General features: G+C 43.7%; 14 protein-coding genes. 4 read left to right on the forward strand and 10 right to left on the reverse strand.

Annotation, left to right across the window (positions count from 1 at the left end; genetic code table 11):
- Positions 1-251: 251 nt before the first annotated feature.
- The 5 genes from ispC to rpsB form a co-directional block, all read right to left on the reverse strand.
- Complete coding sequence (gene ispC / locus FE394_RS05990) at positions 252-1,448, reverse strand: 1-deoxy-D-xylulose-5-phosphate reductoisomerase (protein ID WP_319925491.1); 1,197 nt, start codon at positions 1,446-1,448, stop codon at positions 252-254.
- Positions 1,449-1,664: 216 nt separating this feature from the next.
- On the reverse strand, positions 1,665-2,222 hold the full coding sequence (gene frr, locus FE394_RS05995; protein ID WP_319925492.1) for a ribosome recycling factor: 558 nt from the start codon (positions 2,220-2,222) through the stop codon (positions 1,665-1,667).
- A 158-nt stretch (positions 2,223-2,380) separates the two neighbouring features.
- Complete coding sequence (gene pyrH / locus FE394_RS06000; protein WP_319925493.1) at positions 2,381-3,109, reverse strand: UMP kinase; 729 nt, start codon at positions 3,107-3,109, stop codon at positions 2,381-2,383.
- 144 nt (positions 3,110-3,253) lie between these two features.
- Positions 3,254-4,111: a translation elongation factor Ts gene (gene tsf, locus FE394_RS06005; RefSeq protein WP_319925494.1), complete on the reverse strand. Its 858-nt coding sequence runs from the start codon at positions 4,109-4,111 to the stop codon at positions 3,254-3,256.
- Between the two features lie 240 nt (positions 4,112-4,351).
- Positions 4,352-5,077, reverse strand: coding sequence for a 30S ribosomal protein S2 (gene rpsB, locus FE394_RS06010; protein WP_319925495.1), 726 nt, complete (start codon positions 5,075-5,077; stop codon positions 4,352-4,354).
- Positions 5,078-5,454: 377 nt separating this feature from the next.
- Here rpsB and map point away from each other — a divergent pair, with 377 nt between their 5' ends.
- The 3 genes from map to dapD all read left to right on the forward strand — a co-directional run bounded on the left by map (position 5,455) and on the right by dapD (position 9,925).
- Positions 5,455-6,252: a type I methionyl aminopeptidase gene (map, locus tag FE394_RS06015; RefSeq protein WP_319925496.1), complete on the forward strand. Its 798-nt coding sequence runs from the start codon at positions 5,455-5,457 to the stop codon at positions 6,250-6,252.
- A 153-nt stretch (positions 6,253-6,405) separates the two neighbouring features.
- Positions 6,406-9,060 (forward strand): bifunctional uridylyltransferase/uridylyl-removing protein GlnD, encoded by a 2,655-nt coding sequence (gene glnD, locus FE394_RS06020; RefSeq protein ID WP_319925497.1) that lies wholly within the window; start codon positions 6,406-6,408, stop codon positions 9,058-9,060.
- Between the two features lie 40 nt (positions 9,061-9,100).
- Positions 9,101-9,925, forward strand: coding sequence for a 2,3,4,5-tetrahydropyridine-2,6-dicarboxylate N-succinyltransferase (gene dapD / locus FE394_RS06025; protein WP_319925498.1), 825 nt, complete (start codon positions 9,101-9,103; stop codon positions 9,923-9,925).
- 64 nt (positions 9,926-9,989) lie between these two features.
- On the opposite strand, the gene FE394_RS06030 is transcribed toward dapD, so the two are convergent.
- Positions 9,990-10,637: a hypothetical protein gene (locus tag FE394_RS06030; RefSeq protein ID WP_319925499.1), complete on the reverse strand. Its 648-nt coding sequence runs from the start codon at positions 10,635-10,637 to the stop codon at positions 9,990-9,992.
- A gap of 267 nt (positions 10,638-10,904) precedes the next feature.
- Here FE394_RS06030 and FE394_RS06035 point away from each other — a divergent pair, with 267 nt between their 5' ends.
- Positions 10,905-11,291 (forward strand): DUF3461 family protein, encoded by a 387-nt coding sequence (locus FE394_RS06035; protein ID WP_319925500.1) that lies wholly within the window; start codon positions 10,905-10,907, stop codon positions 11,289-11,291.
- A 111-nt stretch (positions 11,292-11,402) separates the two neighbouring features.
- Here FE394_RS06035 and FE394_RS06040 read toward each other — a convergent pair whose 3' ends face one another.
- From FE394_RS06040 to syd, 4 genes are all read right to left on the reverse strand, one after another.
- A complete protein-coding gene (locus tag FE394_RS06040; RefSeq protein WP_319925501.1) occupies positions 11,403-11,849 on the reverse strand; it encodes a flavodoxin in 447 nt (148 codons plus the stop codon).
- 35 nt (positions 11,850-11,884) lie between these two features.
- Complete coding sequence (gene truC, locus FE394_RS06045; protein WP_319925502.1) at positions 11,885-12,637, reverse strand: tRNA pseudouridine(65) synthase TruC; 753 nt, start codon at positions 12,635-12,637, stop codon at positions 11,885-11,887.
- Between the two features lie 3 nt (positions 12,638-12,640).
- Complete coding sequence (locus tag FE394_RS06050) at positions 12,641-12,967, reverse strand: YqcC family protein (RefSeq protein WP_319925503.1); 327 nt, start codon at positions 12,965-12,967, stop codon at positions 12,641-12,643.
- A gap of 593 nt (positions 12,968-13,560) precedes the next feature.
- Entirely contained in the window at positions 13,561-14,112 is a 552-nt protein-coding gene (gene syd, locus FE394_RS06055) for a SecY-interacting protein (protein ID WP_319925504.1), read from the reverse strand.
- Positions 14,113-14,224 lie beyond the last annotated feature (112 nt).

Genomic DNA, 14,224 nt, shown 5'->3' on the forward strand with positions numbered 1-14,224 from the left:
AAAATAATCCTTAAATAACTAGACTGGCTCTTCAATAAATTCAATTACTTCCAAACATGAAAAAAGCCGTGTCTACATGTCAGCGACTGCCACGGCTATTTCCGCACGGCCTGAAAGCCTTTATCTCTGGTATTTACCATCAAAATACGGACACCAGATAATTGAACTGGCTATTATAACAACTATAATTTACCCGCGAACTATATCATTTGCCAAAAGGCAAACAAACATATACTTATTAACAAAACTCGCTATTTGGTAAAGGTTCTAATAGTTTCCCTAGCCAAAATTCTGGCTATATTATCGATTTCTAAGACCTCTTCGATGTTTTGAGGTTCAGATAAATTTAATTTTTCCACGACCAGCCGATTGATTGTCGCGATATCGGTGAAACGTATCCCATCTTTCAAAAAAATATCAACGGTTTCTTCATTTGCTGCATTCAGTGCTGTTGTTGCTGCCTGCCCTTCATGGCAAGCCTCAATAGCCAATTTCAGACAAGGATAACGCTGATAATCCAGAGCTTCAAAAGTCAGCATACTCAGCTCGGTAAAATCCAGTGGTTTCGCGCCAGATGAAATGCGATTAGGATAAGCCATGGCATAAGCTATTGGGGTGCACATATCCTGCGTTCCCAATTGGGCAATGATACTGCCATCCTGATAACGAACCATAGAGTGGATTACTGATTGAGGATGCAGTAATACTTCGATTTCATCAGCGGATGCATTGAACAGGTAACGAGCTTCAATGTACTCCAGTCCCTTATTCATCATCGTGGCTGAATCAACAGAAATTTTACGTCCCATTGACCAAATAGGATGAGCGCATGCTTCATCTGGTGTAACGCCGGGCAACGTTTCCAGCGCTGTTTTGCGGAATGGCCCGCCAGATCCCGTCAGGATAATGCTGGAAATACCGTGATCCTTCAAACTTACAGTACCAAGATTATGCTGGATCTCCTCTGGCAAGCTTTGGAAAATGGCATTATGTTCACTATCGATTGGTAACAGTTGCGCCTTATGCCGGACAACCGCATCCATAAACAAGCGACCACTGGTAATCAGGGATTCTTTGTTAGCCAAGAGGACTTGTTTACCCTTACGGATAGCTGCCAGTGTCGGCAATAACCCTGCCACACCCACAATGGCAGACATGACTTGATCGACTTCGTCCAGTGCTGCTAAATCACAAATCGCCTCTTTGCCGAACAGCACTTCGGTTTGACTTCCCTGCTCCTGCAATAACTGACGCAGAGCTTTTGCCGACGTTTCATCCGCCATTGCGGCGTATTGTGGATGAAACTCCAAACACTGCTGTGCCATAACTTCAATATTTTTCCCGGCGACAAGTGCGATGACACGGAATTTCGCTGGATTATTTCGGACAACAGAAAGCGTACTTTTCCCAATCGAACCCGTTGAGCCAAGAATAGTTAACCGTTTCATTTTAATACTCTGAATATGCTACTGATAGAAAATCGCAATAGTTTGAGCGGTAGAGATCGTTATGTCCATCGCTTGAGAAAGAAATGTGATACGAGGTGTAATATAAAATATAAGACAACGCCGCAGGGAATGCGGCGTTGCATACCCATCATCTTTCAAGTTGCTACTTTGGCGGCGACAACCCGAAATCTATTGGGTAGATTAATTAAATGGAAATTAGAAATCCATCAATTCAGTTTCTTTATTTGCCAGAGCTTCATCAATCTTCTTAATGAAGACATCGGTCAACTTCTGAACTTCGTCCTGTGAACGACGCTCTTCATCTTCACTGATTTCTTTGTCTTTCAGCAAAGCCTTGACCTTATCGTTAGCATCACGGCGAATGTTACGGACAGCTACACGACCCTGTTCCGCTTCGCTGCGAACAACCTTGATGAGATCCTTACGGCGTTCTTCTGTCAGCGGTGGCAATGGAACGCGGATAATGGTTCCGGCAGAAAGTGGGTTCAGACCCAGATCAGAAGCCATAATCGCTTTTTCGACAGCGGCCGTCATGGAACGGTCGAATACAGTGATCGCTAAAGTACGAGCATCTTCTGCAACGACGTTTGCAATCTGACGCAGTGGAGTCGCTGAGCCATAATATTCAACATTAATCCCATCCAACAGGCTAGGAGAAGCACGGCCAGTACGAACCTTGCTGATTTGGTTTTTCAGTGCTTCGACGCTTTTTTCCATGCGGTCTTGTGCGTCTTTTTTGATTTCATTAATCACGTTACAAACCCTTGGGATATGGTTATTTTTTAGGCCACATATGCGTAAGTAACAGATACGCAAATATCAAGAAAATATCAATAAGTGGCCCAGTGTCATTAAGCTTGGCGCATCAGGACGCTGATCATACCGTCAAATCTTGCCGATGTCTCTGAGCATTAGACGTTAGAAATTAACGTACCTTCATTTTCACCCATAACAACACGGCGAAGTGCGCCTGGTTTATTCATATTGAAGACACGGATAGGTAAGTTATGATCACGAGCCAGAGTAAAGGCTGCGAGATCCATGACTTTCAACTCACGCTCCAATACTTCCTGATAAGCCAGGTTATCATAGAGAACGGCTTCAGGATCTTTCGTCGGATCAGCAGAATAAACGCCATCAACTTTAGTTGCTTTTAATACAACATCCGCTTCGATTTCAATGCCACGCAGGCATGCAGCAGAATCTGTTGTAAAGAACGGGTTACCAGTACCCGCGGAGAAAATCACAACACGACCGTGACGCAGTAAGCTGATTGCTTCAGCCCAGCTATAGTTGTCACACACTCCATTCAATGGAATGGCGGACATCAAACGAGCGTTCACATAGGCGCGGTGCAACGCATCACGCATCGCCAAACCATTCATCACAGTCGCCAACATGCCCATGTGATCGCCTACTACACGGTTCATTCCTGCTTGTGCCAAACCAGCACCACGAAACAGGTTACCTCCTCCAATAACGACGCCGACCTGAATACCCAGCTCAACCAGTTCTTTGATTTCCTGAGCCATGCGATCTAAGACTCTAGCGTCGATACCAAAACCTTCTTCGCCTTGCAGGGCTTCGCCACTGAGCTTAAGCAGGATTCTCTGATATACGGGTTTTGCATTGGTTGCCATGGTGTTCAGTCCTAAGCAGATAAGGATATTGGGGGTTTATTAAGATTGACTTAACGACTACACATCCACGCTATACAGCCCAGATGTCAAAAATTCATAATAAGATAAAACAGAACCGCCAATCGGCGGCTCCGTTTAAGAAAATTAAGACTGTTTGCTCATTGCAGCAACTTCTGCTGCGAAATCAGCTTCAACTTTCTCAATACCTTCACCTACTTCGAAACGGATGAAGTTGATTACTTTCGCGTTGTTTTCTTTCAGCAGATCACCAACAGATTTGCTTGGATCCATCACGAAGCTCTGACCAGTCAGAGAGATTTCGCCGGTGAATTTGTTCATACGGCCAGAAACCATTTTCTCTGCGATTTCGCGAGGCTTGCCAGACTGCATTGCGATGTCCAGCTGGATCTGATGCTCACGCTCAACAACGTCAGCAGGAACGTCAGTTGGGTTCACGTATTCTGGTTTGCTTGCAGCAACGTGCATTGCGACGTGCTTGATCAGTTCTGCGTTTGCGCCTTCAGCAGCAACCAGAACACCGATACGTGCGCCGTGCAGGTAAGAACCTACTGCTTCGCCTTCCAGGATTTCAACGCGACGGATGTTGATGTTTTCACCGATTTTTGCTACCAGAGTAGTACGCTGTTCTTCGAACTTAGCTTTCAGTGCATCGATGTCAGCGTTTTTGTCAGCCATAACGGAAGCCATAACTTCTTTACCGAATGCCAGGAAACCAGCATCTTTAGCAACGAAGTCTGTTTCACAGTTCAGTTCAACAATACCCGCAAATTTAGCATCAGCAGCAATTTCAGTCAGGATAACGCCTTCAGCCGCAACACGGCCTGCTTTCTTAGCAGCTTTTGCCTGACCTGATTTACGCATGTTATCGATAGCCAGCTCGATATCACCATTTGCTTCAACCAGTGCTTTTTTACACTCCATCATGCCAGCGCCAGTACGCTCACGCAGTTCTTTTACCAGGGCAGCGGTAATGTCAGCCATTTGTTTTATTCCTCGATGTGTCTCGCGGGAAGATAATATTCCGCGTGGAAAGTTCTATATCAGATAATAGTTCTATATCAGATAATAGTTCTGTATCAGATAGCTAAAGGGGGCCATAACAGGCCCCCTAACCAACATATATCTGTCATATTTCAGGTTGCTGCTTTTGGCTACAGCCTGAAACCTATTGGATATATTTCATTATCTGGTCAATAAGGGCCCAAAAACGAGCATGCCTTATTATTCAGCGTCTACAAGACCTTCTTCAGCCTGAACAGCCAGATCCTGAGAACGACCTTCACGAACAGCAGTAGCTACTGCGGTCAGGTACAGTTTTACTGCACGAATTGCATCGTCGTTACCAGGAACGATGAAATCAACACCGTCTGGATCAGAGTTAGTATCAACGATAGCAAATACTGGGATACCCAGGTTGTTTGCTTCTTTGATAGCAATGTGTTCGTGTTCAGCATCGATAACAAACAGAGCATCAGGCAGGCCGCCCATGTCTTTGATACCGCCCAGGCTGTTTTCCAGTTTGCCAAGCTCACGAGTACGCATCAGCGCTTCTTTTTTGGTCAGCTTGTCAAAAGTACCGTCCTGAGACTGAATTTCCAAATCTTTCAGACGCTTGATTGACTGACGAACAGTTTTCCAGTTAGTCAGCATACCACCTAACCAACGGTGGTTAACGAAGTATTGGTCACAGCTCAGTGCTGATTCTTTGATTGCTTCGCTAGCAGCACGCTTGGTGCCGACAAACAGAATTTTGCCTTTACGGGAAGCAATTTTGTTCAGCTCTGCCAATGCATTGTTGAACATTGGAACAGTTTTTTCCAGGTTGATGATATGAACTTTATTACGAGCACCAAAGATGAAAGGTTTCATTTTTGGGTTCCAGTAACGAGTCTGGTGACCGAAGTGAACGCCCGCCTGCAGCATATCGCGCATGGAAACAGTTGCCATTTTAAACCTCTATAAAGTTAATTGGGGTTATGCCTCCACAGATCCCATGACACCGACTCTTTGGCTGGGGCTATTCATATAAATCAGCCACATGAGAGCACCCCGGTGTATGTGCCGATCTGTGTGTGTTATTTACACATAATGAGTTTATTTAGTATCCCTGTGAATCGCATCATATCGGAAACAATTACGCAGAATACCGGCGCGCTTTATACCATAAATCACCACCATACACCAACATTTGTTACAGCTTTCTGATAGTCTTGCTCGCAACGGTTATTGGCAGATATTCGGTGGGCTGATACCATTACCGACAACATTTTTCCTTAGTTAATATCACGTAGTCGGTCACTTTCCGACTTAAATGGAACCATTTCATGGCTATTTCTATCAAAACAGAAGAAGACATACAGAAAATGCGTGTTGCCGGACGTCTGGCAGCCGAAGTTCTGGAAATCATTGAGCCTTACATTAAGGCTGGTGTTACCACAGGTGAGCTTGATCGTATCTGCCACAAGCACATTACCGAGAAACAACAGGCTATCTCAGCTTGTCTGGGCTACCACGGTTTCCCTAAATCCGTGTGCATTTCCGTCAATGACGTGGTTTGTCACGGTATTCCGAGTGATGACAAGGTGCTGAAAGAAGGTGATATCGTCAATATTGACGTCACTGTCATCAAGGATGAATTCCACGGCGATACCTCCAAAATGTTCATTGTCGGCAAGCCAACCATTCAGGGTGAGCGTCTGTGTCGTGTAACACAAGAAAGCCTGTACCTTGCCCTGAAAATGGTTAAACCCGGCATTCGCCTGCGTACCATCGGCAAAGCAATCCAGCAGTTTGTAGAAGGCCAGGATTACTCCGTTGTCCGCGAATACTGCGGTCACGGTATCGGTAAAGGCTTCCACGAAGAGCCACATGTTCTGCATTATGATGCAGATGATGGCGGTGTTGTCTTGCAAAAAGGCATGGCATTCACCATTGAACCGATGGTCAATGCGGGCGATTTCCGCATCCGCTCCATGAAAGATGGCTGGACAGTCAAAACCAAAGATCGCGGTTGGTCTGCGCAGTATGAACACACAATTGTCGTTATCGACAACGGCTGTGAAATCATGACATGGCGTAAAGAAGAAGAGCCACATATTTCAGCGGTCTTAGTAAACGCATAATTGCAATTTACCCGTTCTCATTAATGAAGTTCTCTGCCCATTTTCGAGAACTTCATTCTCTGCCAATAATACCTGTTCATCTCACTATTTTCTCAGTAATCTGATCATCATGGTTTGTTTCCTCATGAGCTTTCTCATAATAGGTTTCTATATATGCCAGCCGATATCTCCTTAGCACAAACGCCCACTCCTCCTTGTTCTCCTGTGGAATTTACCCACAACGATCTCCAGCTCCCAGCCCTTAAACAGCATATCGATGAATTTAAGTTATGGCTTCAACAGACGTTCAAGGCAGGGGTGTCACCCAATAAGCTGATTTACGTCCGCAGTGACTATATTGACCAACTTTTAAATCGATTATGGCAAGAGCAGGAATTTGATCAGATAGCTTCCCTTTCTCTAATTGCAGTCGGTGGTTACGGGCGTCGAGAGTTACATCCGCTGTCTGACATTGACCTGTTAATTCTGAGTGAATCGCCATTAACCGAAGAGCAGTCTTCCCGTATCGGCCAATTCATTACGTTGCTCTGGGATATTCGTCTGGAAGTGGGTCACAGTGTCAGAACATTCGAAGAGTGCCAGCAAAAAGGGCTTACCGATCTCACTATCGCCACAAATCTCATTGAAGCACGTTTAATTTGTGGGGACTTACCGTTATTTTTACAGTTGCAGAAATATATTTTCAGTGATGATTTCTGGCCATCTGCTCAATTTTTTGCGGCCAAGATCGTAGAACAGCAGGAGCGTCATCAACGTTATCACAGTACCAGTTACAATCTGGAACCCGATATAAAAAGCAGTCCGGGGGGATTACGCGATATCCACACTTTACTTTGGGTCGCCCATCGCCATTTTGGGGCAACATCCTTAGATGAAATGGTCAATTTTGGCTTTCTGACCCAAGAAGAACGCAATGAACTGAATGAATGTCAAAATTTTCTCTGGCTCATCCGTTTTGCCCTTCATCTGGTCGTCACTCGTTATGATAATCGGCTACTGTTTGAACACCAACTCAGTGTCGCCCAACTGCTCGGCTATGAAGGAGAACGCAATCAACCCGTCGAACGGATGATGAAAGATTTCTACCGTGTGACCCGCCGTGTCAGTGAACTGAACAACATGCTGCTGCAACTGTTTGATGAAGCCATTCTGGCATTGCAGCCCGATGAAAAACCCCGACCCTTGAATACAGAGTTCCAATTGCGGGGAAACCTCATTGATTTAATCGATGAAACGCTGTTTAGCCGTGATCCTGTGTCAATATTAAGAATGTTTTATCACATGGCTGAACATCGCGAAATTCAGGGGATCTATTCTACGACCTTACGCCAACTCCGCTATGCTCGCAGAACCTTGACCGTTCCTTTATGTGAATTGCCCGAAGCACGAAAGATTTTCATGGATATTCTGCGCCATCCCCATGCAGTCAGCAGTGCTTTGCACCCAATGCATCGCCATAGTGTATTAGGGGCTTATATGCCGTTTTGGAGTAATATTGTCGGCCAGATGCAATTTGATCTTTTTCATGCTTATACCGTTGATGAACACACTATCCGGGTGCTGCAAAAACTGGAAAGTTTCACTGACGAAAACACCCGTGTGATCCATCCGTTATGTGTTGAGCTGTATCCCCGTCTTCCTCAACCGGAATTGCTGCGATTAGCCGCTTTTTTCCATGATATTGCCAAAGGGCGCAATGGCGATCATTCTGAGCTTGGTGCCAAAGATGCCTACGCTTTTGCACAGCAACATGGCCTGACGAACAGAGAAGCCGAATTGGTGGAATGGTTAGTTCGCGACCATTTGTTGATGTCAGTCACTGCGCAACGGCGGGATATTCAAGATCCCGATGTGATCCGACAATTTGCCTGCGTGGTTAAAAATCAGGATCGTCTGAATTACTTAGTTTGCCTGACCGTTGCCGATATCTGTGCTACCAACTCTAAATTGTGGAATAGCTGGAAACAAAGCCTGATACGTGAACTCTATTTCGCCACTGAAATTCAATTACGCCAAGGCATCCAGAATCCCCCAGACTTAAGAGAACGAGTTCGTAACAATCGGTTACAAGCATTGGCTCTATTGCGGCAAGAAGATATCGACGAACAACAATTACACAATATCTGGAGCCGTTGCCATGCAGATTATTTCCTGCGCCATACTCCCGATCAATTAGCATGGCATGCCAGCCATTTAGTCCACCATACCTCCCCTGAACCAATGGTGCTCGTCAGTACCGCTTTTTCTCATGGTGGCACAGAAATTTTTATTTGGTGCCAGGATCGCCCCTCACTTTTCGCTGCCGTTGTCGGCGAATTAGACAAGCGTAATCTCAGTGTGCACGATGCTCAAATCTTTACCAGCCGTGATGAGATGGCAATGGACACATTTGTGGTATTGGAACCTAATGGTCACCCATTGTCACTTGATCGCCACGAATCAATCCGAAGAGCCTTACTCAAAGTGGTCAATGATCCTCATCCTAAAGCCCCTAAAGCACGCAACTTGCCTACTCAATTGCGTCATTTTGATGTCCCTACTAAAGTCAGTTTCTTGCCGACGCAAAATGTCCGCCGCACCTATATGGAACTGGTTGCGTTGGATCAACCCGGATTATTGGCGCGAGTAGGCAATATTTTCGCCGAATTAGGCGTTTCCCTGCATGGTGCCCGCATTACTACCATTGGTGAGCGTGTAGAAGATTTTTTTGTGGTGGCAGATAAAGATCACAATGCGTTACATAAAAAAATCAGAGATGAATTATCAGAAAGGTTGACAGAGGCCCTCAACACACGGGATAAACTATAACAAGACTCTCGGATTAACATAAATCAGGAACCGCATAATTATGCAGCAATTACAAACTATTATTGAAAGTGCGTTTGAAAACCGTGTAGACATCACACCAGCAACTGTTGATGATGCAACCCGCGAGACTATCAACCAAGTCATTCAAATGCTGGACAGTGGTAAACTGCGTGTCGCTGAAAAAATTGATGGACAATGGGTAACGCATCAATGGCTGAAAAAAGCCGTATTGCTCTCTTTCCGCATTAATGACAATCAGGTCATGGAAGGCGCTGAAAGTCGCTATTTCGACAAAGTTCCAATGAAATTTGCTGATTATGATCAGGCGCGTTTCGAGAAAGAAGGATTCCGCGTCGTGCCTCCTGCGGCTGTCCGCCAAGGTGCCTATATCGCCCGTAACACTGTGCTGATGCCATCATACGTCAACCTCGGAGCCTATGTAGATGAAGGCTCGATGGTAGATACTTGGGCAACTGTAGGTTCCTGTGCACAGATCGGCAAAAATGTTCACTTATCCGGCGGCGTTGGCATTGGCGGCGTTCTGGAGCCATTGCAGGCTAATCCGACCATTATTGAAGATAACTGCTTTATCGGCGCACGTTCTGAAATCGTGGAAGGCGTTATCGTGGAAGAAGGCTCGGTGATTTCAATGGGTGTTTATATAGGCCAGAGCACCAAAATCTACGACCGTGAAACCGGTGAAATCCATTATGGCCGCGTACCTGCGGGATCTGTCGTGGTATCCGGTAATCTTCCTTCAAAAGATGGCAGCTACAGCCTGTACTGCGCCGTTATCGTGAAGAAAGTTGACGCCAAGACTCGTGGTAAAGTTGGTATTAATGAATTGCTGAGAAATATTGACTAATATTTCAAAAATAGCGGATGACACATCCGCTATTTTAAGAATTCACGCCGAAGAACATTTTACTTTAAGTGAAATCATTTCGTTGATTTGGTAGTCGTATCTTAGAGATTATGGCTAATCTATTCATGTAATGCTCTGAGCTGCCCCATAACCAAGACTGATAATTACCCACGTCATTCTCATTAGAGATTTGTATCATATCGGCACTCATAACATCATAGCCATAGACGTATAATCCATAATGTAACGCTTCATACATTCTGGCCTGCCAGAATGACATACCTTCAGTCGTTTGGTTGATATCAGAAGCTACAACATCATAACTTTTAATCAAATAATGAAAGAATATTTTTGAAGCCAAATCAGTTAGCGCGGATTTATGCTGTGGTTTTCGTGTGCGCCAAATCAAAACTTGAGATACAGGCCTGCAATTAAGTTCTACATCATTAGTAACTATCACTTTATTATAATAAACTACTTCATCGGTGATATCGCACAATAAAGCAAGTTCAAAGTGAGTTCTATTCAAATTTAATCGACTATCAACCCGGACCAATCGATACCCCGGCGATAGAATTAACTCATCAACATCCTTTACTATCTCGTGAGCCGATAGATTAAGGATGTTATACAGTGCCTGATTGCGTACAGATTCATTCAAGTGACTGAAATCAGCAGCAACCTTATCTATATTTTCAAGATGAAATGGCATGCTTCCCCCTAATCTAAAAACATCACCTTTCGCAGATTAATAAATATACTTGGTTAATAATAGGGTCATGTTGATATCAAATCAATAACTGAAATTGTATTTTTATTGTTCTAATGACGTTTAAAATAAAAACGTAAAATTCCATGAAAATGTACTTTAACTCTCTCAATCACCATTAACCAATTGACTTTTAACAACGTCAAAATGGATAATAAATCCACTATTTTTTTGCCTTTCCATTTCATTTAGGTGACTAGGTGACGCGCTATGTACGATAATTTGAAAAGTTTGGGGATCACGCATCCTGAAGATATTGATCGCTATAGTCTCCGTCAGGAAGCGAATAACGATATTCTGAAGATTTATTTCCGCAAAGATAAGGGCGAATTCTTCGCCAAAAGCGTTAAATTTAAGTATCCACGTCAACTTAAGACCATCTCTGACGAGAATTCAAGCCTGGGCTACAAAGAAGTCAAAGAGATCAACACCAACCTTCGTTATGCGATAGAAGAACTGGATCAGATTTGCAAACATGATCAGATTGAAGTGGATTTGAAGCACAAAATCCTCGACGATTTACGTCATCTCGAAGCTGTTGTTGCTAATAAGATTGCAGAAATTGAAGCTGATTTGGAAAAGCTGACCCGTAAGTAATTACGGCAGCAATATTATACACCGCTTATCCTCTCCGATGTCCCGAATACAATAAAGGCATAAGCGGTGCGACAAAAAACTATCTACAAAAACTACCTACCAAAAAGCTATCTACAGCAAAGTCCCCCACGTCTCAATCCAGTTTTGGGCGAAGACTTCCGGTTCAACCACTTCAATCGCATCGATCAACAATACTTCTCCGACTCGTTTGGCTTTATGTTCTTGCAATAATTTATCAAAAGTACGACCACCACCGCAGAAAGTGTCGTAACTACTATCACCTAACGCAATCACACCGTAACGCAAGTCGGGCTGGTAACCCAATTTATCATTCAGATCTGCATAAAGTGGCTCGATATTATCAGGAAGATCACCTTGTCCTGTCGTTGAAGTGATGACTAACACAACCTGTTGCAAATATTGTTGCCATTGCGCTAAGGTCGCGTCTTCAAAAATCTCAACTTCATGCCCTTGCTGTCCTAGGATCTGCTGCGCTTCTTCCGCAACGGCTAAAGCATTACCATAAATTGTACCAACGAAAACACCAATTTTTGCCATAAATATTGATCTCTTTAATCGGTTTGATACTGCGTTCATTCATGAGTAAATAAACATTCCAAATCAGGAACAATACCCTGCCAACCAAATTGTTCAAGTAAATGTTTCCACGATGCATCCCACCGTGCTGTCAGAAGAAGATCTTCTCCTGTTACGGGGTGTTTGAGTTGCAGATGGCTAGCATGCAGCATTAACCTGCCAGTTTGATAATATTTAGCAACGCCCCGGTTTTGTCGCAAATCGCCGTGCGTGGTATCGCCGATAATAGGATGTCGGATATGAGCCATATGCCGCCGCAATTGATGCTTACGACCCGTTTTTGGCGTCAGCTCCAACAAACTGAAACGTGATGTTGGGTAACGTCCGATTTCAACCGGACACTCAATTTTTGCCAATGAACGGTAATGCGTCATTGCTGATTGGGCCTCTCGATCAGTATCAGCAAATTTATCCGCAATTTTGTCCAACTGCTCCATTAGGGCATGGTCGATAATACCATCGTTTTCAACATAACCACGTACGATCGCATGATATGTTTTTTGTATATGGTGCAATTCAAATTGTTGGGAAAGTGATCTTGCAACCTCACTTGACAGTCCCATCAATAAAACGCCGGAAGTTGGCTTATCCAATCGATGAACAGGAAAAACATGTTGTCCGATTTGATCTCGCAGTGTCTGCATCACAAACACGGTTTCATGACGATCCAGCCAGCTACGGTGAACCAGCCATCCCGCAGGCTTATTGACTGCAACGATATGTTCATCCTGATAAATAATATCCAGCATATATTAATTACCCTGAACAAACAGATTGTCCAATTCCTTCAGATGTTCAAGCAAAGGCAAGTAACGCTCTGTTTCTTCTTTATAAGCCTCTTCAAAATACGGTGCGATGGAAAATGCCGTCGGCAAGTTAACTTTCTGCTCTATCAAAGCCCGCATTCTTGGCATGAGCACCCACTGAAGCCACTCATTCGCAGACATTGTATCAATAGCGAAAGGTTCTTTACTGTCAAAGGCTTCAGGTTTAGGAGGATAAGTTTGCCACACATCAACCATTTTCATGGTGTCTTCAATTAGCTGTAATTTATGCAGAATTTGTTTCTCAATACTCATGATATTTCGTCTGATTATTATTTATTGCTCAGATGACAGAAACTGCCACCACGTCATTGGGACGTAAGAGTATCATTGATGTGATTTCAGCGGAAAACTTGCAGTAAGGTAAAACGAAATAAAAAAAGAGGAGAGATAATATCTCTCCTCTTAGACTGGCTGTCATAGCAATCCTGCTAAATAGGTCGCTCCCTGCTCATTCCCTGACAAAAATACGTCCCTGTCAGTTATCCTTTACTCAATCGTTGTACTGCTCAATTATTATACTGATAGTATCTGGCGATGATTGTATCCGCGCTCCTGCCTGTACCTTAGCCATCCTTGAACCACCTTCCCGGTGGATTTATTCCCTGGTTATTATTTTACTGTGGTTCCTTAAGGAACGGTGACAGGATCTAATATTCAGGCCATTGAAACAAGTAACTGAATCGGATTATGAGTGATGCAACAAAAAGGAATTGCAATCTAAAAACTCATGTTATTGATATACCATGAAAATAATATCAGCGAATAATATTCACGCCATGATTAATAGAGATATCTCACGTTTCATGTGAGATATCTCTTACAAAAAATCAAACCAATATCTGCAATTAGTTGCACGCAACGGGTTTAAGGGTAGAAAGGAAACTGGCTAAATCTGCGGATAAGACTGTCCGTTCATGGCTGCCAAACTGCTCAAGAATAACCTGCCCATTCAAATTACAGATAGAAATCAAACCCATATCGGAATCAGTAGTCCCAATAAATACGGTTGGTGAAAGCTTTAACCGTTTCTGTGTGACAAGATGACCAATAAGATTTTCCTGCAACCGAATAAAGTCATCTTCACTCCATACCTGAATCAAACTGAGGTTTTGTCCCTCAAAATTGGCGGTCATATCCCCGGCAAACTGCGTTACATAGTAATCGTGGATAGATTCCTGCAAACTGATTTCCAGTGCTGCTTCTACCTTGTTGAGCTTTTCTTGAATAGAAAATGGCTGAGGAAGCCAATGCACCACCTCATCACCCGTGCGCTCAATGCAAGGTGAAGGTATACCATAGAGATCACTACTGACGGGTGGAAATCCCGTTTTTTCTTGCCACAATTCAATATAACGCCGGGTAAAGTCAGAGAGAGCCTCTGTTACGTTAAAGATCATATGATTATATTATCCACATTTTCAGGTTTGTAATGTTATTCTGCTTATTCCTATACACTTTTTAGCAAAATAGCAACCAAGGGATCATGTGACCATTTTATGAAAAAATATT

Source organism: Xenorhabdus littoralis, assembly GCF_033949345.1.
GTDB classification, from domain to species: domain Bacteria; phylum Pseudomonadota; class Gammaproteobacteria; order Enterobacterales; family Enterobacteriaceae; genus Xenorhabdus; species Xenorhabdus littoralis.